Genomic DNA, 20,862 nt, shown 5'->3' with positions numbered 1-20,862 from the left:
TAGCACAAGTTCGGGGAGGCAACATGTACGCACCGACGCCGCGGACCACCGCCAGCCGGCTACGGGACCGGGTCGGCTACCAGCGGGCCACCGCGCACGCGATCCTCGACGAGGCCCACCACTGCGCCCTCGGGTTCACCGTCGACGGCGAACCCCGGGTGCTGCCGACCCTGCACGTCCGGGTCGGCGACACCCTCTACCTGCACGGCTCAACCGGCAGCCGGCCGCTGCTGGCCGCCCGCGGACCGGCCGGACTACCCGTCTGCGTCTGCGTCACGCTGCTCGACGGGCTGGTCTACGCCCGCTCCCACCTGCACCACAGCGCCAACTACCGGTCGGTGGTCGCGCACGGCGTCGCCCGGCTGGTCACCGACTCCGACGAGCGGCGGGTCGCGATGGACGCGCTCGTCGACAAGGTGGGCCACGGCCGGTCCACCGACTCCCGGCCGCCGAGCCGGAAGGAACTGGCCGAGACGGCGGTGCTGGCGCTGCCGCTGACCGAGGTGTCGGTGAAGGTCCGCGCCGGCGGGGTCGCCGACGACCCGGCCGACCTCGACCTGCCGCACTGGGCCGGCGTGATCCCGCTGCGGCTGGTCCCCGGACCACCCGAACCCGCCCCCGGCGTGGTCGCCCCGCTGCCCGACTACCTGCGCCCGGCCCACTCCCCCTGGCTGGCCACCCCGACCCTGCACGGCGAGCACGTCCGGTTGGAGCCGCTGGAACCCGGGCACGCGCGGGAACTCACCACCGCGCTGGCCGACCCGCAGGTCTGGCGGTACGCCACCAGCCCGCAACCCACCAGCCCGGAACAGATGGCCGGGCACGTCGCCGGCCTGCTGCGGGCCCGGTGGCTCGGCGAACGGCTGACCTGGGTGCAGCGCGACACCCGCACCGGCGAGGTCGCCGGGCTCACCGCCTTCGTCCGGCCCGACGAGGCGACCCGATCGGTCGAGATCGGCGCCACCCTGCTCGGCCAGGGCTGGTGGCGTACCGGCATCAACACCGAGGCGAAGCTGCTGCTGCTCGGGCACGCCTTCGACACCCTCGGCGCGGTCCGGGTGAGCTGGCAGACCGACATCCGCAACGAACGCTCGCAACGGGCCATCGCCCGGCTCGGCGCGGTCCGGGAAGGGGTGCTGCGGGCCAACAAGCGCCGCGCCGACGGAACCTGGCGCGACTCCGTGCTCTACTCGATGACCGCCGAACAGTGGCCGGAAGCACAGCTCAACCTGCGGAAACGACTTCTGCCGCCGGCCCCGGTCGGGCGAGGATGACACCCGTGCTGGGGATCACCGACATCTGGACCTACGTGCTGGGCACCGTCGCCATCATTCTGCTGCCCGGACCGAACTCGCTCTTCGTGCTCTCCACCGCCGCCCGGCGCGGCGTCCGGGCCGGCTACCGGGCCGCCGGCGGGGTGCTGGTCGGCGACGCGGTGCTGATGGTGGCGTCGGCGGCCGGGGTGGCGTCGCTGCTCAAGGCGTACCCGCCGATCTTCGGGGTGATCAGGTTCGCCGGTGCGGCGTACCTCGGGTATGTCGGGGTGACGATGCTGCGCGGGGCCTGGCGGCGCTGGCGGACCCGGACCGACCCGGCGACGCCGCGCCTGATCGACGCCGCCGAGCCGGCGGCGGTGCGGCACCCGTTCCGGCGGGCCGCCGTGATCAGCCTGCTCAACCCGAAGGCGATCCTCTTCTTCGTCTCGTTCTTCATCCAGTTCGTCGACCCGACCTACCCGTATCCGGCGCTGTCGTTCCTGCTGCTCGGCCTGATCGCGCAGGTGACCAGCCTGGCCTACCTGACCGCGCTGATCCTGACCGGCACCTACCTGGCCGCCCAGTTCAGCCGGCGGCGCCGGCTCGCCGCGGCGGCCACCACCGGCATCGGCGTGCTCTTCCTCGGCTTCGGCGTCAAACTGGCCGGCGGCTGACGGGCCGCCGGCCGGCGCGGCTAGGACGCCGGCGGGCCGGCGGCGGCCGCCGCGTGCCGCTCGATGGCGTGCCGCAGCCAGGAGTCCAGCAGGTCGGTCCAGTCCACCTCGTCGACGCCGTCGTGCCGGACCCGGAACCGGCTGATGCTGAAGTGGCCGAAGCCGGCAAGCGCCAGCCGGCGGTCCACCCAGAAGATCACCTCCAGGCCGGTCGGATCGGCCAGGAAGGTCACCTCCAGCTCACTCATCGGCCCCGCGTAGAGCGGCCCCACCCAGAAGCCGATCTTCTGATGGAACGGCAGGTCGTGCGCCACGCCCGGCAGCCGGCCCGCCTGCATGCCCACCTGGCGCAGCTCGAACCCGAGCGTGTCGAACGCCCCGAGCAGCCGCTCCTGCGCCGGCAGCGGGTGGACGAAGAGCCCCAGCAGGTCGCCCTGGTCCAGCAGCGGCCCGACCGCCACCTCCGTGCGCAGCCCCATCCGCAGGTCCAGCAGGCCCTGCCCGCCGAGCACCGTGATCGGGGTCTCCCACGGCAGCGGATGCGCGAACGGCAGCGCCCGCGACTCCCCGGCGGCCAGCACGAACCGGCCGGTCACCGTCGTGCGGTGGAACTCCACGAGCGTCGGCGGGTCGTCGCCGGCCGCCGGCTCGACCCGGGTGACCAGGCCGAGCACCACGTGCTCGACCACCACCGCGGCCGACCCGGCGGCCAGCAGCACCCGCCCCGGCAGCGAGAGGCCGGGACGGGTGCTCGGGTTGGGCACCACGGTCCGCACCGAGAGCCCGCCGAACATGTCAGCGCATCCGTCGCCCGCGCGGCACCGCGTCGGTCTCGTCGTCGAACTCGCCGATCACCTGCTCCAGCAGGTCCTCCAGCGCGACGAAACCGACCGGCCGGCCGGTGCCGCCGCCGTTTGTGACGAGCGCCAACTGGGCCTGGTCGGCCCGCATGGCGGCCACCGCCTGGGTGACCGACGCCGACGCGTCCAGGCTGAACGGCGCGGCCATCAGCTCACCGGCGGTGGCCGACCGGCCCGCGGTGGTGGCCCGGACCGCCTCCCGCACGTGCACCACCCCGGCCACCTCGCCCGGGCCGTCCAGCACGGCCAGCCGGGACCGGCCGCTGTCCCGGCAGACCTGCTCGATCCGCTCCGCGCTGTCGTCCCGGGCCACCGCGATGATCCGGTCCACCGGCTCCATCACGTCGGCCACCCGGGTGGCCTGCAGCTGCAGCATGCTGGTCAGCATCTGGTGCTGGTCGGCGGCGAGCAGCCCGTGCGCCCGGGACTGCTCCAGCAGCATCCGCAGCTCCTCCGGGCCGTGTGCCTGCGCCAGCTGGTCCTGCGGCTCCACCCGGACCAGTCGCAGGGTGGCGTTGGCCAGGCCGTTGAGCACCGACAGCACCGGCCGGGACACCCGCGCGAAGGCCCGGAACGGCAACGCCAGCAGCAGCGCGGAACGCTCCGGGTCGGTGATCGCCCACGACTTGGGCGCCATCTCGCCGACCACCAGGTGCAGGAAGGTCACCAGGCCGAGCGCGAAGACCAGCGCGATCGCGTGGCTGGCCGCGTAGGGCAGGCCGGCGGCGTCCAGCAGCGGGCTGACCAGGTGCTCGATCGCCGGTTCGGCGAGCGCGCCCAGCCCCAGCGTGCAGACCGTGATGCCGAGCTGCGCCCCGGCCAGCATCAGCGACAGCTCGCGGACCCCGTCCAGCGCCGCGCGGGCCGCCCGGCCACCGGCCGCGGCGCCCTGCTCCAGCCGGTACCGCTTGCTGGCCAGCAGCGCGAACTCGGCCGCCACGAAGAACCCGTTCAGGGCGAGCAGCACGACGGAGATCACCAACGCCCATCCGGTGCTCACGCGGTCACCTCCAGCCGGACCGAGTCGGCCACGTGCCGGTCCACCGCGAGCACCTCGACCGCGGCCCGGCGCGGCGACTCCGGCTGGCCGCTGTCGACCTCGGCCGGCAGGCTGATCTCCAGCCGGTCACCCACCTGCGGCACCCGGCCCAGCTCCCGCATCACCAGGCCGGAGAGGGTGTCGTACTCGGGGGCCTCGGGCAGCGCGATGCCGGTGCTGTCGGCCACCTCGTCGATCCGCCAGCGGGCCGGCACCACCCAGGAGCCGTCCGACTGCCGCACCGGCGCCCGCTCCGGCGGGTCGTCCTCGTCCCGGATCGGCCCCACCAGCTCCTCGGCGATGTCCTCCAGGCTGATCACCCCGGCGAACCCGCCGTACTCGTCGACCACGCAGGCGAGCTGCCGGTGCCCGGCGCGCAGCCGGTCCAGCACCGTCGGCAACGGCAGCGTCTCCGGCACCAGCAACGGGGGTACGGCGACCGCGGCGACCCGGGTGGTGGCCCGCCGCTCCGGCGGCACGCCGAGCACGTCGGCGATGCCGACCACGCCGACCAGGTCGTCGACCCCCTCGGTGCCGCGCACCGGGAAGCGGGAGTGCCCGCTGTCCAGCATCTCGACGATCCGGCTGACCGGGTCGTCGGCGCGTACGGTGTGCACGTCCACCCGCGGCACCATCGCCTCACCGGCGGTGAGCTGCCGGAAGTCCAGGCCCCGGTCGAGCAGGGTGGACATCTCGGCGTCCAGGTGCCCCTCCAGCCGCGACTCGGCGATGATCTGCTCCAGGTCCTCCGGGGTGGCCCCGGTCGGCAGCTCCTCGACCGGCTCGATGCCGAGTCGGCGCAGCAGCCGGGTGGCGGCGGCGTCGAAGAGCCGGATCACCGGGCCGGCGACGGCCAGGTAGATCAGCGTGGAGCGGCTCAGCGCCCGGGCCAGCCCTTCGGCCCGGACGATGGCCAGGTTCTTCGGGGCCAGCTCGCCGAGCACCATCTGGATCACGGTCGCGATGACGAGCGCCAGGACGATGGAGAGCGGCAGGCTCACCGACCGGGACACACCGGCGCCGCCGAGCAGCTGGGCCAGCCCGTCCCCCAGGTACGGCTCGGCCACATAGCCGACCAGCAGCGCGGTGACGGTGATGCCGAGTTGGGCGCCGGAGAGCATGAAGGAGAGCCGGCCGGTGACCCGCAGCGCCCGTTCGGCGGCCGCGTCGCCCTCGTCGGCGAGCTGCTTGAGTTTGCCCCGGTCGACGGCGACGTAGCCGAACTCCTGGGCGACGAAGTAGCCCGTGGCGGCGGTGAGCACGATGATCAGAAGCAGACCGAGCGCGATCAACACGGCAGGCTCAGCGCTCCCGTGGTCGCGCGGTCGTCAGCTACTACTGGTTGCCGGGTCGTGCCCGGCTCGGTACAACTGCCCTCCTGGGCAGATGAGGCGGTCATGGCGGCATTCTATCGGCTGTCCGTCCGGTTCCGGCCGTCCGTCGGCTCAGCCCGCTCCTCCGTGGCGGTGGCCAGCTCGTCGGTGGCGAGCAGGTCGCGCCGGAACCGCCCGGACCGGTACGCGGTGCGCCCCACCATGTGCGCGGCGACCGGTGCGGTGGCCAGCTGGAAGAGGCCCACCAGCAGCAGGGTGGCCAGGTCCGACTCGGAGCGCAGCCGCAGCGCCACCCCGAGCAGGATCAGCAGCAGACCGAGCACCTGCGGCTTGGTCGCCGCGTGCATCCGGGACAGCACGTCGGGAAAGCGCAGCACGCCCACGCCGGCGGCGAGGCTGAGCGAGGCGCCCAGCACCAGACAGATCGCGCCGAGTACGTCGGCCACGGTGCCCCAGTTCACGACCGCTCCCCCGGCTCGCCCCGTCCGGCCGCGGCCGGATCGGTCGGCGCACCGGACCGGTCCGGTGGGGCGTACACCTCCGGTGCGGCGACCGCCTCGTCGCGGGCGGCGAAGCGGACCACGCCGACCGAGCCGACGAAGCCCAGGATGGAGAGGACCACCAGGATGGGCAGCGTGGTGGCGTGCCGGTTGATGGCCGCCTCGGCGCCGACCGCCCCGACCACGACGGCGAGCAGCACGTCGGTGGCGACCACCCGGTCCAGCAGGCTCGGGCCGCGCACGATGCGGGTCAGGGCGAGCAGCGCCGCCACCGACAGCAGGGCGGTGACGAGCACGACTACCACGGTCATCGGTTTGCTCCTCGGTCGGCGGCGCCGCCGGTGGCGGCGTCCGGGTCGGGGTCCGGGTCGGCGGACAGCATGCGCAGCTCGGCGTCGGACCCGATCGCCCGGACGATCCGGGCCTCCAGGTCGAGCACCTTCCGGTGCGCCGCCGCCACATCGTCGGGCCCCCGGACATCCAGGACGTGCACGTAGAGCGTCCCGTTGGCCCGGTCCGCCTCGACGATCAGGCTGCCCGGCACCAGCGAGACCGCCTCGGCGGTCAGCGTGAGGTTCAGGTCCGACCGGACCCGCAGCGGGACCCCGATGATGGCGCTGGCCGGTAGGTAGCGGGGCCGCAGCGCCGTGGCCGCCACCTGGAAGCTGGCGATCACCAGGTCGGTCAGGAACCGCAGCACGAAGCGGAGCAGGGCCAGCGGTCGCAGCCGGCCGCCGAAGGTGACCGACGGCAACGGGAAGAAGAGCAGGATGAACAGCGCCACCGCCGCGCCGCCGATCAGGTTGCCGATGGAGAACTCGCCCCAGAGCAGGTTCCAGACCAGCACCAGCCAGCCGACCGTGACGAGTTGGTCGCGCAGCCGGTGCCGGGACGCCGGCAGCCGTGGGGGTGGCTCGGTGGTCGGGCTCACGGCGTACCTCCCGGGAAGACCGCGTCGATGTACGGCACCCGGTCCCGCAGGTTCTCGGCGGCATCGGTGCTGACCTCGTAGAGCGGGCCGGCGACCAGGGTCAGCCCGACGCTGAACGCCACCAGGGCGGCGGTGGAGCCGACCATCAGCCAGGGCAGGCCGGGCGGCGCGTCCGGCTCGGCCAGCTTGGGCGCCCGCCAGAAGGCCAGGTTCCACGCCTTCATGGTGGCGTAGAGGGTGAGCAGGCTGGTGGCTGTACCGCCGGCGACCAGCACCCAGGCGAGCACGCCGCCGGCGTCCACCCCGGCCTGCAGCAGGCCGAGCTTGCCGAGGAACCCGGAGAACGGCGGGATGCCCGCCAGGTTCAGCGCCGGCACGAAGAACAGGATGCCGAGCAGTGGCGCGATCCTGGCCAGCCCGCCCAGCTTGTCGAGGTTGGTGCTGCCGGCCCGCCGTTCGACCAGCCCGGTGGCGAGGAACAGGGTGGTCTGGATCGTGATGTGGTGCACCACGTAGAAGATCGCGCCGGCCAGTCCGGCGGCCGAGGTCAGGGCCACCCCGAAGATCATGTACCCGATGTGGCTGACCAGTGTGAAGGACAGTAGTCGCTTGATGTCCGACTGGGCGACCGCGCCGAGGATGCCCATCACCATGGTCAGCAATGCGATCACCAGCATCGCGTCGGCGACCCGGCCGCCGGGGAAGAGCAGCGTCTCGGTCCGGATGATCGCGTAGACGCCGACCTTGGTCAGCAGGCCGGCGAAGACCGCGGTGACGGGCGCCGGCGCGGTCGGGTAGCTGTCCGGCAGCCAGGCCGACAGCGGGAACACCGCGGCCTTGATCCCGAACGCCAGCAGCAGGATGAGCTGCAGCGCCAGCCGCAGGTTGTCCGGGAGCGCGTCGAGCCGTTCGGCGAGCTGGGCCAGGTTGAGCGTCCCGGTGGCCCCGTAGATCAGCCCGATCGCGCTCAGGAAGATCATCGAGGAGAGGACGCTGACCACCACGTACGTCGTGCCGGCCCGGATGCGTACCTCGGTGCCGCCCAGGGTGAGCAGCACGAAGCTGGCCGCCAACAGGATCTCGAAGCCGACGAAGAGGTTGAACAGGTCGCCGGAGAGGAAGGCGTTCGTGACCCCGGCGGTCAGCACCAGGTAGGTGGGGTGGTAGATGGCCACAGGGGTGCCCTCGTCGCCGTCGGCCCGGCCCTCGCCGATCGAGTAGACCAGCACGCAGAGGGTCACCGCCGCCGAGACCACGAGCATCAGCGTGGCGAGCTGGTCGGCGACCAGCACGATGCCGACCGGGGCCGGCCAGCCGCCGAGCGAGACGGCCAGCGGCCCCTGCTGATGGGTCGCGACCAGCAGGGCCACCGCCACCGCGAGGGTGGCGGTCAGCACGGCGACGCTTGTCGCCCGCTGGAGCTGGGGCCGGCGGGCCAGCACCAGGGTCAGGGCCGCGCCGAGCAGCGGCATGATCACCGGCAGCGGTACGAGGTAGGTCATGCGTCCGGTCCGTTCTGCGGCAGGTGCCTCGGCGGCGGTTCGGGCTCGACCTGTTCGGGGTCGAGCGGGTCGGTGTCCACCCGGGCGGGGACCGGTTCGTCCGCGTCGGCGGGCTCGGCCTCCTCGCCGTTCTCGTCGAGGGTGTCCTCGGTGCCCGAACCCTCGTCCCGCTCCGCGCGCTGCACGATCAGCCGGTCCTCCAGGTCGTCCTGCACCTCGTCGTGGCCGATCAACTGCCAGCTCCGGTACGCCATGGCGAGCAGGAACGCGGTCAGGCCGAGGGTGATCACGATGGCGGTGAGCACCACCGCCTGCGCCAGCGGGTCGCTCATCTCCTCCTCGGGGGTGACGTTGACCAGCGGCGCGCCGCCGGCCCGGCCGCCGAGCAGGATGAGCAGGTTGACGCCGTTGCCGAGCAGCAGGACGCCGAGCAGCACCCGGGTCAGGCTCCGTTCCAGCAGCAGGGTGACGCCGGTGGCGAAGAGCACGCCGACCACGATCACCAGGACCAGATTCGGGCTCATGTCAGCTCCTCCCCGCTTCGGTGACCGGTCCGGGCTCGGTCTCGTCCTCGATCTCGATCTGCCGGTCCACCTCGGCCCCGACACTGCGCAGGACGTCCAGCACCAGGCCGACCACGATCAGGTAGACACCGGCGTCGAAGAAGAGCGAGGTGACCAGGTACAGGTCGCCGATCAGTGGCAGGTGCAGGTCGACCACCGTGCTCTGCAACGCCTCGCCGCCGAGCAGCAGGGCGACGAGGCCGGTGCCGACCGAGACGAACAGCCCGGCGCCGAGCACCATGCCGGCGTCGACGGGTGCCGCCTCGTCGAGTTCGTAGCGTCCGCCGGCGAAGTAGCGCACCGCCAGGGCGAGGCCGGCGACCAGGCCGCCGGCGAAGCCGCCGCCGGGCGCGTTGTGCCCGGAGAACATCAGGTAGATGGAGTAGAGCACCATCGTGTGGAACAGCAGCCGGGTGACCACCTCGAAGATGATCGAACGCCGGTGGCTGCGCAGGGTGGCGGTGGCCCGCAGCCAGACGCGTTCCCGCCGCCGCGGCGGCTCCGGCGCCGGGATGTCGCGCCGACGCGGACCGGGTGCCCCCCGGGGTGGTCGTTGGAAGATCAGGCTGGCCACCCCGGTGGCGGCCACCACCAGCACCGCGATCTCGCCCATCGTGTCCCAGGCCCGGATGTCGACGAGGGTCACGTTCACGACGTTGCGCCCGTGCCCGAAGTCGTAGGCCCAGGCGGGGAACTCCGCCGAGATGGGCACCGCCTGCCGACCGCCGACGGCGGCCAGGGCCAGCCCGGACATCACCAGCCCGACCGCGACGCCGAGCCCGATGCGCAGCCATCGGCCGCTGCGTGGCCGGTCCGAGAAGTTCGCCGGCAGCCGCCGCAGCACCAGCACGAACACCACGATGGTGACGGTCTCCACCAGGAACTGGGTAAGCGCCAGATCCGGGGCGCCGTGCAGCACGAACATCATCGCGGTGCCGTATCCGGTGACGCCGACCAGCACCATCGCGGTGAGTCGGCGACGGGCCCGGACGGTGAGCACCGCGGCGGTGACCAGCACGACGCCGACGACCAGTTGCAGCGGGGTGTCCCACCAGGAGACCCGCTCCGGCCAGGCCCCGCCGATCACCAGCGCTCCACCGGGGGCGAGCACCAGGACCAGCAGGATGATGCCGAGATACTGGGGCAGCGAGCCGCGCTGGGTGGCGCCGGTGGCCTCGACCGCGATCCGGTCGATCCAGTGGCTCACCCTCTGGTACGCCGACTCGCCGGTCAGCGGCGTGCTGATCAGGTGCAGGACGCCGGTGATCCGGGCCCGCACCGCGAAGAGCAGCCCGCCGCCGGCGAGCGCGAGCAGCGACAGGCCGAGTGCCGGGTTGAGGCCGTGCCAGAGCGCCAGGTGGTAGCCGGCCGGACCGAACAGACCGGCGTACGGGGCGAGCAGGTCGTCGACGACCGGGGCCAGGACGCCGAGCACCAGCCCGGCGGCGGCGAGCAGGCCGACCGGCACGAACATGGTGGCGCCGACGCGTTCGGTGCCGGTCGGCTCGGCCCCGGGCTTGTCGGCGAACGCTCCCCAGACGAACCGGGCGCTGTAGCCGGCGGTGAGCACCGCGCCGAGCACCAGCGTGGTGAGGATGACCGGTTGGTCGATGAACGCCTCGAAGGTCGCCTCCTTGGCGACGAAGCCGAGCATCGGCGGCAGCCCGGCCATCGACGCGGCGGCGAGCGCGGCGGCGGTGGCGACCCACGGCATCCGCCGCCAGAGCCCGGAGAGGGCGGTCAGCTCCCGGGTGCCGGCCCGCCGGTCGACGATCCCGACGGTGAGGAACAGCGTCGCCTTGAACAGGGCGTGTGCGAGCAGCAGCGCCGCCCCGGCCAGCGCCGCGTCCCGGGTGCCGGCGCCGGTCACCACGATCAGCAGGCCGAGCTGGCTGACCGTGCCGTAGGCCAGCAGCAGCTTCAGGTCGGTCTGCCGCAGGGCGGCCCAACCGCCGGCCAGCATGGTGAGCACGCCGCAGACGAAGACCACCGGCCGCCAGGGTGGGTCGAACGCGAACACCGGGGCCAGCAGCGCCACCAGGTAGACCCCGGCCTTGACCATCGCCGCGGCGTGCAGGTAGGCGCTGACCGGGGTGGGGGCGGCCATCGCCGCCGGCAGCCAGAAGCTGACCGGGAAGATCGCCGACTTTGAGAGCGCCCCGAGCAGGATCAGCACCAGCGCGGTGCCGAGGTACGCACCGGTGGGCAGCGGCCCGGCGACGATCTCCGACCAGCGGTAGGTGCCGGCGTGCTGGCCGAGCATGATGAAGCCGATCAGCATCGCCAGGCCGCCCAGGGTGGTCACGATGAGGGCCTGGCCGGCGGCCCGCCGGCTGGCCCGCCGCTGCGGGTCGTGGCCGATCAACAGGTACGAGAAGACGGTGGTGAGCTCCCAGAAGACGTAGAGCAGCAGCAGGTCGTCGGCGACCACCACGCCGAGCATCGCGCCGGCGAACCCGACGAAGACGGCCGCGAACCGGCCGAGTCCGGGCTCGTCCGAGTCGAAGTAGCTGGCGCAGTAGACCAGCACCAGCGCGCCGACGCCGCCGACCAGGACGACCAGCAGCCAGGACAGGGTGGTGACCCGCAGCGCCAGGTCGAGGCCGAGGGAGGGCACCCACGGGTACGTCTCGACGAGTGCCCCGCCGTCACGGATCGTGCCGGCGTGGGCCAGCGCCCAGCCCAGCGCGGCGGCCGGCCCCAGCGCCAGCGGGTAGCAGGCGCGCCGACCCCACCGGGCGACCAGCAGTGGCGCGACCAGCGCCAGGGCCAGGTGCAGGGCCAGCAGCACGAGCATGCGTACTCCAGATAGGTGTCAGCGCAGGCCCTCGTCGAGAGTCTGCGTTACGTCGGGATCAGACGACAGGAAGCCCGGTCACGGGCGGCTTTGGCGAATCCCGCCAGGGCTGGCGGAGGGACGGCGGCGGGCGATTGTCCGATCAGCTCGGCGGGGCGCGGCCGAGGCGCCCGGACACCACCTGCGATGGTGGTGCCGCGGCGCTGTGCGGGCCGGCCGGTTGGGCCGGCTCGGCCGCCCCGACCACCGGATGGCCGGGGGCCGGGCGGGCGGCGGGCTGCCATTCGACGTCGGGCGGGAGCAGTTCCTCGGTGGCGTGCGGGACGCCCGCCCGCTCAGGGCCGACCACCTGGTCGCCCCGACCGGTCGTGGGGTGCTGCTGAACCAGGGCGGCTGCGATCGAGGCGTGCGCGGTGGCGATGGCACCCGGCGGGACCGCCGGCGAGGCGGCACCGTGCACGGACGTTGTGCAGAGAACCGCGAGCAGGGCAGCAGCGAGCAGCCGACCGACCGGTCGGCGCGTCGGGTGCGCTGCCCGCATGTCCCTCCCCAGCTACTCGGGAGGTAAGTCTACCGGCACCCGGTGGTCGTTACCTGTCGGAAACATCCGGGGTCGGCTCGACCCGGGCCGGGTCGACCGGACCCTCGCGTCCGGAGTCGACGATCAGGTCCGGACGACCCAACTGCAGCACGATCCGGTTCACCACCGCTCGGGTGGCGGCCAGCGACCGGACCGTCGGGTGCCCGCCGCGGGTGGGCTGCCGCAGGGCGAAGTGGTGCACGGCGGCCCGCACCCGGGCCCGGTCGGCGGCGCTGGCCGAGGTGGTGCCGATCACCAGCTCCCGCAGGCAGGCCGCGATCCGCTCGGCCAGGTCGAGGTCGGCGGCGCCGAGTCCGGCCCGGACGCCGGTCAGCCGGTTGTCGACCGTGCGGAGCAGGATGTCGGTGCCGTGTTGGGCGCTCCGCTCGACCACGGCCATGCGATCTCCTCCGTAGCGGCCGGCATTTCGAGAGAAGTTACTGTACGTGTTGCGCCGCTATCAAGCGGTTAAGTCAGACTTAATGCGATACCCAGCGACCCGCCAGCGGAACCGTCGTACCCGCCGGGCAGGATTGTCGGTGATGGCCGACGACGTGCTGGAACGGTTCGGGGCGGCGACCCGGGAGTGGTTCGCCACCGCCTTCGCCGCGCCCACCGCCGCCCAGGCCGGGGCGTGGCGGTCGATCGGCGCCGGGCGCAACGCGCTGGTCGTGGCGCCGACCGGGTCCGGCAAGACGCTCGCCGCCTTCCTCTGGTCGCTGGACCGGCTCGCCGGCCAGCCGGTTCCCGACGATCCGCGTCGGCGTTGCCGGGTCCTCTACGTCAGCCCACTCAAGGCGCTGGCCGTGGACGTCGAGCGCAACCTACGTGGTCCGCTGGCCGGGATCCGGCAGGCGGCCGGCCGGCTCGGCGTCGCGCCACCGGAGATCACCGTGGGGATGCGCACCGGCGACACCCCGGCCGACCAGCGACGGGCCTTCGGCCGCACCCCGCCCGACATCCTGATCACCACCCCGGAGTCGCTCTTTCTGCTGCTCACCTCCGCCGCCCGCGATTCGTTGCGCGGGGTGGAGACGGTGATCGTCGACGAGGTGCACGCGGTCGCCGCCACCAAGCGCGGCGCGCACCTGGCGTTGTCGCTGGAGCGGCTCGACCAGCTGCTGGCCCGGCCCGCCCAACGGATCGGGCTGTCGGCCACGGTCCGGCCGATCGACGGCACGGCGCGGTTCCTCGCCGGGGCGCACCCGGTCGATGTCGTCGCGCCCGGCGCGGACAAGACCATCGAGATCAGCGTCGAGGTGCCGGTGGAGGACATGACCCGCCTCGACGAGCAGGAGGAGCCGTCCGACGAGTTCGGCACCCCGCGCCGGGCATCGATCTGGCCGGCGGTCGAGGAGCGGGTGCACGCCCTGATCCGGGCGCACCGGTCGACGATCGTCTTCACCAATTCGCGGCGCGGAGCGGAGCGGCTCTGCGCCCGGATCAACGAGCTGGCCGCCGAGGAGCTGGGGCTGGCGCCCGAGCCGCCGCACCGGCAGCCGGCCGAGATCATGGCCCAGTCCGGCGCCGCCGCCGGTGCGGCGCCGGTGATCGCCCGGGCCCACCACGGCAGCGTCTCCCGCGAGGAGCGGGCCGGCATCGAGGAGGCGCTCAAGTCGGGCCGGCTGCCCGCCGTGGTGGCCACCTCCAGCCTGGAGCTCGGCATCGACATGGGTGCCGTCGACCTGGTCGTGCAGATCGAGGCCCCGCCGAGTGTGGCGGCCGGGCTGCAACGGGTCGGCCGGGCCGGCCACCAGGTCGGGGCGGTCTCCCGGGGGGTGGTGTTTCCGAAGCACCGGGGTGACCTGCTCTCCTGCGCGGTGGTGGCCGAGCGGATGGTCGACGGGGCGATCGAGGAGTTGCGGGCCCCCCGCAATCCGCTGGACGTGCTCGCCCAGCAGATCGTCGCGATGGTGGCACTGGACCAGTGGACGGTGACCGACCTGGCCGCCCTGGTCCGGCGGGCGGCGCCCTTCGCCGAGCTGCCCGAGTCCGCGCTGCACGCGGTGCTCGACATGCTCTCCGGCCGCTACCCGTCGACCGCCTTCGCCGAGCTGCGCCCCCGGCTGGTCTGGGACCGCGCCGCCGACCTGCTCACCGGCCGGCCCGGCGCGCAGCGGCTCGCGGTCACCAGCGGCGGCACCATTCCCGACCGGGGTCTGTTCGGCGTTTTCCTGGCCGGCGCCGAGCGGGCCGCCCGGGTCGGTGAGCTGGACGAGGAGATGGTCTACGAGTCCCGGGTCGGCGACGTCTTCCTGCTGGGTTCGTCGTCCTGGCGGATCGAGGACATCACCCCCGACCGGGTGCTGGTCTCCCCCGCCCCCGGCCAGGCGGCCCGGATGCCGTTCTGGAAGGGCGACTCGCTGGGCCGGCCGGTGGAGCTCGGCCGGGCGATCGGCGCCCGGCTGCGCGGCCTGGCCCGCCGCGACGACGACGCCGCCGCGCAGGCGCTGCGCGCCGGCGGCCTGGACGACTGGGCCGCCGGCAACCTGGTGACCTACCTGCGCGAGCAGCGGGAGGCGACCCGGGCGCTGCCGGACGACCGCACCGTCCTGGTCGAGCGCTTCCGCGACGAGCTCGGCGACTGGCGGCTCGCCGTCCACTGCGTCCTGGGGTCCCGGGTGAACGCTCCCTGGGCGCTGGCGATCGGCCGCCGGCTCACCGAGCGGTACGGCGTGGACGCGCAGGTGATGCCGGCCGACGACGGGATCGTGATCCGGCTGCCGGACACCGCCGACCCGCCGCCCGGTGCCGAGCTGGTCGGGTTCGACCCCGACGAGATCGGCCAGCTCGTGGAGGAGTCGGTCGGCGGCTCCGCCATGTTCGCCTCCCGGTTCCGCGAGTGCGCGGCCCGGGCGCTGCTGCTGCCGCGCCGGGACCCGCGCCGGCGGCAGCCGCTGTGGCAGCAACGGCAGCGGGCCGCCCAGCTGCTGGACATCGCCCGCGAACACGCCGACTTCCCGATCACCCTGGAGGCCGCCCGGGAGTGCCTGCAGGACGTCTTCGACCTGCCCGGCCTGGTGGGGTTGATGCGCGACCTGGCCGGCCGGGCGGTCCGGCTGGTCGAGGTGGAGACCCCGCGCCCGTCGCCGTTCGCCCGATCGCTGCTGTTCGGCTACGTCGGCGCCTTCCTCTACGAGGGCGACGCCCCGCTGGCCGAGCGGCGGGCCGCCGCGCTGGCCCTCGACTCGACGCTGCTGGCCGAGCTGCTGGGCCGGGTCGACCTGCGTGAGCTGCTCGACCCCGCGGTGCTGGCCGAGACCGAACGGCAGCTGCGGTGGCTGACCGACCAGCGGCGGCCACGCGACGCGGAGGACGTGGTCGAGCTGCTCCGGCTGCTCGGTGACCTCTCCGACGCCGAGCTGGCCGACCGGGGCGTCGCGCCCGACTGGCTGACCGGGCTGGCCGCCGCCCGCCGGATCCTGCGGGTCCGGATCGCCGGCATGGAACGCTGGATCGGGGTGGAGGACGCGGGCCGGGTGCGCGACGCCCTCGGGGTGGCGCTGCCGGTCGGGGTGCCGCTGGCGTACCTCGAACCGGTCGCCGACCCCCTCGCCGACCTGGTCTCCCGCTACGCGCGTACGCACGGTCCGTTCACCGCCGCCGGCTGCGCGGCCCGGTTCGGGCTGGGCGGATTCGTGGTCGACCAGACCCTGCGCCGGCTGGCCGCCGCCGGCCGGGTGGTCGCCGGCGAGTTCGCGCCGTTCGAACCCGCCGCCAGCGGCGCCGACACCGCCACCCAGTGGTGCGACGCCGAGGTGCTCCGGCTGTTGCGCCGCCGGTCGCTGGCCGCCCTGCGGCAGGAGATCGAGCCCGCGCCGACCCGCGCGCTGGCCGCCTTCCTGCCCCGCTGGCAGCAGGTCGGCGCCGCCGGTCGGGGGGTCGAGGCGGTCGCCGCCGCGGTCGAGCAGCTGCAGGGCGCGGCCGTGCCGGCGTCGGCGCTGGAGAGCCTGGTGCTGCCCGGCCGGGTCGCCGACTACTCGCCGGCCCAGCTCGACGAGCTGTGCGCCGGCGGGGAGGTGCTCTGGGCCGGCACCGGCTCGATCGGCCGGGCCGACGGCTGGCTCACCCTCGCCTTCGCCGACACGGCCCACCTGCTGCTGCCGCCGCCCGACGAGGCGCTCGCCCTCACCCCCGCGCACCAGGCGGTGCTGGACGCGCTCGACGGCGGGCAGGCACTGTTCTTCCGGTCGCTGTCCGACCGGGTCGGCGGCACCGACGACGCCGCCCTGGTCGGGGTGCTGTGGGACCTGGTCTGGGCAGGCTGGCTCACCAACGACACGCTCGCCCCGGTCCGCGCGCTGCTCGGTGGCGGCGGGGCGCACCGCCGCCGGCCGGCCGCACCCCGGGGTCGGTACGGCCACCCGGGTCGCGGTCGGTTGCCCGGTCGGGGCGCGCTGCCCAGCCGGGGCGGGCCGCCCACCGCGGCCGGCCGCTGGTCGTTGCTACCGGCCCGGGAGCCCGACCCGACCCGGCGGGCCGCCGCGCTCGCCGACGCGCTGCTGGAGCGGCACGGCGTGGTGACCCGGGGTGCGGTGGCCGCCGAGGGCTGGCCGGGCGGCTTCGCCGCCGTCTACCCGGTGCTGGCCGCGCTGGAGGAGCGGGGTGCCGCGCGACGCGGCTACTTCGTCGAAGGGCTCGGTGCCGCGCAGTTCGCCGTGCCGGGCGCGGTGGACCGGCTCCGGGCGCTGGCCGAGCCCGCCGCGCTGGGCCGGCGGGCGGATCGCACGGCGCTGGTCCTCGCCGCCACCGACCCGGCGAACCCGTACGGCGCGGCGTTGCCCTGGCCGGAGCGGGTGGTCGACTCCGGTGATCCGGAGGCCAGCCCGGCCGGCGGGCACCGGCCGGGCCGCAAGGCCGGCGCCCTGGTGGCGCTGGTCGGCGGCGACCTGGTGCTCTATGTGGAGCGGGGCGGCCGGACACTGCTCTCGTTCGTCGACGACGGCGAGGCCTTGACGGCGGCGACCGGGGCGTTGGCCACCGCGGTCCGGTCCGGCGCGCTGGGACCGATCTCGGTCGAGCGGGCCGACGGCGCCGCGCTGGCGCCGTCACCACTGCGCGACGCGCTGACCACGGCCGGCTTCCGGGCCACCCCACGGGGGCTTCGACTGCGCGGCTGACCCCACGACCAGGCGACCAGGCTGGCCCCGCCGACCACGCGACCCCGCTGGCCCGGCCTGACCAGGCGACCAGGTGACCAGGCGGGGGCCGGCGCGCACGGCCGATCGAGAGCGCGTCGGCCGACTCGGGTCGGGCCGCCGCCGGCCCGCGCTGGCCGGCCCGGGTGGCTGGCCAGCGGCGCGGGAATCCGCTCCTAGGCTGCCGGTATGACGGCCTTCGACTGGATCAGCCTGACCACCGACTACGGGTTGGCCGACGGCTTCGCCGCGCAGCTGCGCGGAGCCCTGGCCCGGAGCGCGCCGGCCGTCGGGGTCATCGAGGTCACCCACCTGGTGCCGGCCGGCGACCTGCGGCGCGGGGCGGCGGTGCTCGCGCAGACCGTCCCGCACCTGCCCCGCGCGATCCACCTGGGCAGCGTCGGCACGGGCGCCCGGCCGATCCTGGTGGTCACCCCCGGAGGGCTGCTCGTCGGCCCGGACAACGGGCTGCTGCTGCCGGCGGCGGCCGCGCTCGGCGCCGTCGACCGGGTGGTCGAACCGGCCGACGGGGCCTGGTTCGCGCCGAGGGTCCACCCCAGCTTTCACGGCCGGGACCTCTACGCACCGGTGGCGGCCCGACTCGCGGCCGGCGCCCGGCCGGACGACGCCGGACCGGTTGTCGACCCGGCCGGACTGGTCCGGCTTCCGGAACCGATCGTCGAGATCGGACCCGGCTGGCTGACGGCCGAGGTGCTGGCCGTCGACCGGTTCGGCAACGTGCAACTGGCTGCCCCGGCCACCGCCCTCGACCAGTTGGGAGCGGACCTACTGGTCGCCGGGCGGCCGGCGGTGCGGTCCACGGTGTTCACCGACGCGCCGGTCGGTGCGCTGGTCGTCTACGGCGATCCGGCCGGCCTGGCCGCCGTGGCGATCAACGGCGGCCGCGCCGCCGACCTGCTCGGCGTCGAGGCCGGCGACCCGTTACGCATCGCCGTCGCCGGGTGACCAGCGGGGTGTGGCACATGGTGGACGCCGGGTGCCGTCCGGCTCGCCGGCATGAAATGCTGGCTCGGTGGGGAAGCACTCGGTTGATATCGACATGTGTCCATGTTGCGGCTTCCGGACCGGATGCGGGACCTGCCCCGTCTGTTTCTGGACCGACGACGGTCGCCGCGAACCCGACGCGGAGGGACTAGCGGACGGACCCAACGGTGATCTCACGCTCTCGCATGCGCGGTTGAACTTCGCCATCTACGGCGCGAGCCACCCGCGCTACCAGGAGATGGTCCGGCCACCCCGCCCGGACGAGCAGCCCTGACTCCACCCGGCGCCCACACCCGCCACCGCCGAGCGCCCTCGCACCGCCGCGACGCCGGGCGGCCCCGCACCGCAGGGCGGACCCGCACCCCTCGCCACGCGGACCCGCACCCCTCGCCACGCGGACCCGCACTGCGCCACGTGCGGACCTGCGGTGTCGGTGGCGGTGGGCGAGGCAGGATGGACGGGTGCCCGAAGGCGACACCGTCTGGAACACGGCCCGCGTGCTGCACCGCGCGCTGGCCGGACGGCGGCTGACCGGATCGGACTTCCGGGTGCCCCAGTTGGCGACCGCCGACCTGACCGGGTCTGCGGTGGTGGCGGCGATCAGCCGGGGCAAACACCTGCTGCTGCGGCTGCGCCAGCCCGATGACCGGCAGCTCACCCTGCACTCCCACCTGCGGATGGACGGCGCCTGGCGGGTGTACGCGCCCGGGCAGCGGTGGACCGGGCGGCCCGGCCACCTGATCCGGGTGGTGCTGCGTACCGCCGAACCGGTGGCCGTCGGATATCACCTGCACGAGGTGGCGTTGGTGCCGACCGCCGAGGAGGATTCGCTCGTCGGCCACCTCGGCCCGGACCTGCTCGGCCCGGACTGGGACCCGGCCGAGGCGGTCCGGCGGCTGGCCGCCCGGCCGGACACCAGCATCGCCGAGGCCCTGCTCGACCAGCGCAACCTCGCCGGGATCGGCAATCTCTACAAGTGCGAGGTGCTGTTCCTGCGCGGCATCTCGCCGTGGACGCCGGTTCGTGCGGTACCGGACCTGCCCGGCCTCGTCGATCTGGGCCAGCGCCTGTTGGCGGCCAATCGCGGTCGGTGGCAGCAGAGCACCACCGGCTCGTTGCGCAATGCCGAGACCAGCTACGTCTACGGTCGCCGGGCGCGGCCGTGCCGCAGGTGCGGTACCGCCATCCGCAAGCGTGAGCAGGGTGAGCGGGTCACCTACTGGTGCCCCCACTGCCAACCGGACCCCGCCCCGGACGGCAGCCGGTCGCCGTCACAGTAGGTGGACGTGCTCCACCCCGTTCTTGGTCTGTAGCTGAAGGCTGCCGTCGCCGCGCTCCAGGAGTTCGAGGACGAGGTTGTAGACGACCAACGCCCGGTTGATCGTGTCGGTCTTGGAGTCGTGGGTACGCAGGCACGCCTGGTCGAGCGAGTCGACGGCGCGGGGGGTGAGGTTGACGGTCACCCGGACCAGCGGACGCGCGTCGGCGGCGCCCTCCGACCCGGTCTGGCCGGCGGCACCGGATCGGGTGTCGCCCGCCAGGTGGGCGTCGCCGCCGGCGGTACGGGCGGCGGGTGGCCGGGAGCCCCGGTCGCGGCGGTGGTCAGCGGTCATCTCCGACCCCCTTCCGGGTCGAGGTGGGTAGTGTGCCGGCTTGCCCATGACGAGCCTGGGCCGCGTAGCGCACTTCCCCAATTGGTCACAACGATCCTCCTTGGAATGTCACTGGTTGAATATCGCGGCGGCGGACGAAACGCCGCGAGTGGATGCACGCGCATTTCCGGGGGTCGCCGGAGGTTAATCCCGTTCCCGGGACTCATGGTGTCAGCAAGCCGACGATGCCCACCTCCGGAACCCAGACGACGCACCCATTGTGCGACATCCGGAATTGCTATTGACAGGGGCCTGGTGGTCGCGCTCGACAGCAGCACGGCGCGGAACGCAGCATGTCGTGCCCAGCCTACCTGCGACAACCACCCGGACGGGTGACACCAACCGTGCTATTGCGACAGTTCGCCCAACCCACCCTTGACACGACGTCAGGTGCATGAGAAGTATGCATCTGGAATCAGCAATGATGCGCTTGATTAGCGGACAGATCGCTGCATGCTCCCCCCTCCATGTAGCTCACCGCGCCAACGCGAAAGCCCTTCAAGAAAGGTCTGGGACGTGGACCGTGCCGACCGGTCGGGGTCACCCGAACCGATGGATCTGACAGCGGAGTCAGAACCGGACAACAACCCGAGCCACCGAGGGAGGGCCGACGACATCGCGCTCGTCGGCGAGCGAGGGAAGAGGACCCCGCACCGGGAGCGCACCCGGGCCGGGGGGAAGGAGCATGAATGCGACACCGAACTGGAGGTGGTCCGGATCACCCGACGCCGGACCAACCCCCCGCCCCCCAGGACCGAGGCGTTCCTCGCCCCGGCGCTGGTCCTGTCCGCCTGCCTCGAAACCGGAGCAACGCCGGGCACCACCTTCTGGGCCACCGCTACCGCCGCCGTGATCTGCATCGGAACTCACCTCGTAGATAGGTGGACCTCGTAGCCGGACACCGGGACCGGACCGCGCTCGTCGGCGGTCCGCCACCCACCCGTACCCGGTGATTGTCGCCGCCGGCCACGGGCCGTGGCCGGCCCACGGGCCCGGCTGTGGAGAACCACCTCCACTGTGGATAACCTCCG

18 protein-coding genes and 1 pseudogene are annotated in these 20,862 nt (G+C 73.9%); 7 read left to right on the top strand and 12 right to left on the bottom strand.

Annotated elements, in window-relative coordinates; all coding sequences use genetic code 11:
- The first annotated feature begins 23 nt into the window (after window positions 1-23).
- Together O7627_RS10435 and leuE are read left to right on the top strand one after the other, a co-directional pair.
- Window positions 24-1,274 (top strand): bifunctional pyridoxamine 5'-phosphate oxidase family protein/GNAT family N-acetyltransferase, encoded by a 1,251-nt coding sequence (locus O7627_RS10435; RefSeq protein WP_278093294.1) that lies wholly within the window; start codon window positions 24-26, stop codon window positions 1,272-1,274.
- Window positions 1,271-1,930 carry a leucine efflux protein LeuE gene (gene leuE / locus O7627_RS10430; RefSeq protein ID WP_278093293.1) on the top strand — a complete coding sequence of 220 codons (660 nt, stop codon included), beginning with the start codon at window positions 1,271-1,273 and terminating at the stop codon, window positions 1,928-1,930. The genes O7627_RS10435 and leuE overlap by 4 nt, the downstream gene beginning before the upstream one ends.
- A 20-nt stretch (window positions 1,931-1,950) precedes the next feature.
- Here leuE and O7627_RS10425 read toward each other — a convergent pair whose 3' ends face one another.
- The 11 genes and pseudogenes from O7627_RS10425 to O7627_RS10375 all read right to left on the bottom strand — a co-directional run bounded on the left by O7627_RS10425 (window position 1,951) and on the right by O7627_RS10375 (window position 12,436).
- Window positions 1,951-2,724, bottom strand: coding sequence for a sporulation protein (locus O7627_RS10425; protein ID WP_278093292.1), 774 nt, complete (start codon window positions 2,722-2,724; stop codon window positions 1,951-1,953).
- 1 nt (window position 2,725) lies between these two features.
- Complete coding sequence (locus O7627_RS10420; RefSeq protein ID WP_278093291.1) at window positions 2,726-3,790, bottom strand: hemolysin family protein; 1,065 nt, start codon at window positions 3,788-3,790, stop codon at window positions 2,726-2,728.
- Window positions 3,787-5,124 carry a hemolysin family protein gene (locus tag O7627_RS10415; protein WP_278093290.1) on the bottom strand — a complete coding sequence of 446 codons (1,338 nt, stop codon included), beginning with the start codon at window positions 5,122-5,124 and terminating at the stop codon, window positions 3,787-3,789. Before O7627_RS10415 ends, O7627_RS10420 begins: the two co-directional genes overlap by 4 nt.
- A gap of 113 nt (window positions 5,125-5,237) precedes the next feature.
- Window positions 5,238-5,624, bottom strand: coding sequence for a monovalent cation/H(+) antiporter subunit G (gene mnhG, locus O7627_RS10410; RefSeq protein WP_278093289.1), 387 nt, complete (start codon window positions 5,622-5,624; stop codon window positions 5,238-5,240).
- Window positions 5,625-5,716: 92 nt separating this feature from the next.
- Window positions 5,717-5,974 (bottom strand): annotated as a pseudogene (locus O7627_RS10405) (monovalent cation/H+ antiporter complex subunit F); the annotation flags it as partial.
- Window positions 5,971-6,594, bottom strand: a complete 624-nt coding sequence (locus O7627_RS10400) for a Na+/H+ antiporter subunit E (RefSeq protein ID WP_278093288.1) — start codon at window positions 6,592-6,594, stop codon at window positions 5,971-5,973. The pseudogene O7627_RS10405 and the gene O7627_RS10400, both read right to left, overlap by 4 nt.
- Window positions 6,591-8,096 (bottom strand): Na+/H+ antiporter subunit D, encoded by a 1,506-nt coding sequence (locus O7627_RS10395; protein WP_278093287.1) that lies wholly within the window; start codon window positions 8,094-8,096, stop codon window positions 6,591-6,593. Before O7627_RS10395 ends, O7627_RS10400 begins: the two co-directional genes overlap by 4 nt.
- Window positions 8,093-8,620 (bottom strand): Na(+)/H(+) antiporter subunit C, encoded by a 528-nt coding sequence (locus tag O7627_RS10390; protein WP_278093286.1) that lies wholly within the window; start codon window positions 8,618-8,620, stop codon window positions 8,093-8,095. The genes O7627_RS10395 and O7627_RS10390 overlap by 4 nt, the downstream gene beginning before the upstream one ends.
- Before the next feature lies 1 nt (window position 8,621).
- The gene (locus tag O7627_RS10385; RefSeq protein WP_278093285.1) at window positions 8,622-11,456 is read right to left on the bottom strand and encodes a Na+/H+ antiporter subunit A; all 2,835 of its coding nucleotides are present in this window, start codon (window positions 11,454-11,456) and stop codon (window positions 8,622-8,624) included.
- Window positions 11,457-11,598: 142 nt separating this feature from the next.
- Window positions 11,599-11,997: a hypothetical protein gene (locus tag O7627_RS10380; protein ID WP_278093284.1), complete on the bottom strand. Its 399-nt coding sequence runs from the start codon at window positions 11,995-11,997 to the stop codon at window positions 11,599-11,601.
- Window positions 11,998-12,046: 49 nt separating this feature from the next.
- Window positions 12,047-12,436, bottom strand: a complete 390-nt coding sequence (locus O7627_RS10375; protein WP_278093283.1) for a hypothetical protein — start codon at window positions 12,434-12,436, stop codon at window positions 12,047-12,049.
- A 142-nt stretch (window positions 12,437-12,578) separates the two neighbouring features.
- Between O7627_RS10375 and O7627_RS10370 the strand changes: the two genes are divergently transcribed.
- The 4 genes from O7627_RS10370 to O7627_RS10355 all read left to right on the top strand — a co-directional run bounded on the left by O7627_RS10370 (window position 12,579) and on the right by O7627_RS10355 (window position 19,459).
- On the top strand, window positions 12,579-17,156 hold the full coding sequence (locus O7627_RS10370) for an ATP-dependent helicase (protein WP_278093282.1): 4,578 nt from the start codon (window positions 12,579-12,581) through the stop codon (window positions 17,154-17,156).
- Between the two features lie 207 nt (window positions 17,157-17,363).
- The gene (locus O7627_RS10365) at window positions 17,364-18,140 is read left to right on the top strand and encodes an SAM-dependent chlorinase/fluorinase (RefSeq protein ID WP_278093281.1); all 777 of its coding nucleotides are present in this window, start codon (window positions 17,364-17,366) and stop codon (window positions 18,138-18,140) included.
- 94 nt (window positions 18,141-18,234) lie between these two features.
- Entirely contained in the window at window positions 18,235-18,453 is a 219-nt protein-coding gene (locus tag O7627_RS10360; protein WP_278098237.1) for a CPCC family cysteine-rich protein, read from the top strand.
- A gap of 187 nt (window positions 18,454-18,640) precedes the next feature.
- Window positions 18,641-19,459, top strand: coding sequence for a DNA-formamidopyrimidine glycosylase family protein (locus O7627_RS10355; protein ID WP_278093280.1), 819 nt, complete (start codon window positions 18,641-18,643; stop codon window positions 19,457-19,459).
- Here O7627_RS10355 and O7627_RS10350 read toward each other — a convergent pair.
- Window positions 19,451-19,792 carry a hypothetical protein gene (locus tag O7627_RS10350; RefSeq protein ID WP_278093279.1) on the bottom strand — a complete coding sequence of 114 codons (342 nt, stop codon included), beginning with the start codon at window positions 19,790-19,792 and terminating at the stop codon, window positions 19,451-19,453. The two genes, O7627_RS10355 and O7627_RS10350, sit on opposite strands and share 9 nt — an antisense overlap.
- A gap of 591 nt (window positions 19,793-20,383) precedes the next feature.
- Between O7627_RS10350 and O7627_RS10345 the strand changes: the two genes are divergently transcribed.
- Window positions 20,384-20,725 carry a hypothetical protein gene (locus O7627_RS10345; protein ID WP_278093278.1) on the top strand — a complete coding sequence of 114 codons (342 nt, stop codon included), beginning with the start codon at window positions 20,384-20,386 and terminating at the stop codon, window positions 20,723-20,725.
- Window positions 20,726-20,862 lie beyond the last annotated feature (137 nt).

Source organism: Solwaraspora sp. WMMD1047 (assembly GCF_029626155.1).
GTDB lineage: Bacteria > Actinomycetota > Actinomycetes > Mycobacteriales > Micromonosporaceae > WMMD1047.
The sequence above is the reverse complement of the archived record's forward strand: the minus strand, read 5'-3'. Positions and strand labels throughout refer to the sequence as shown.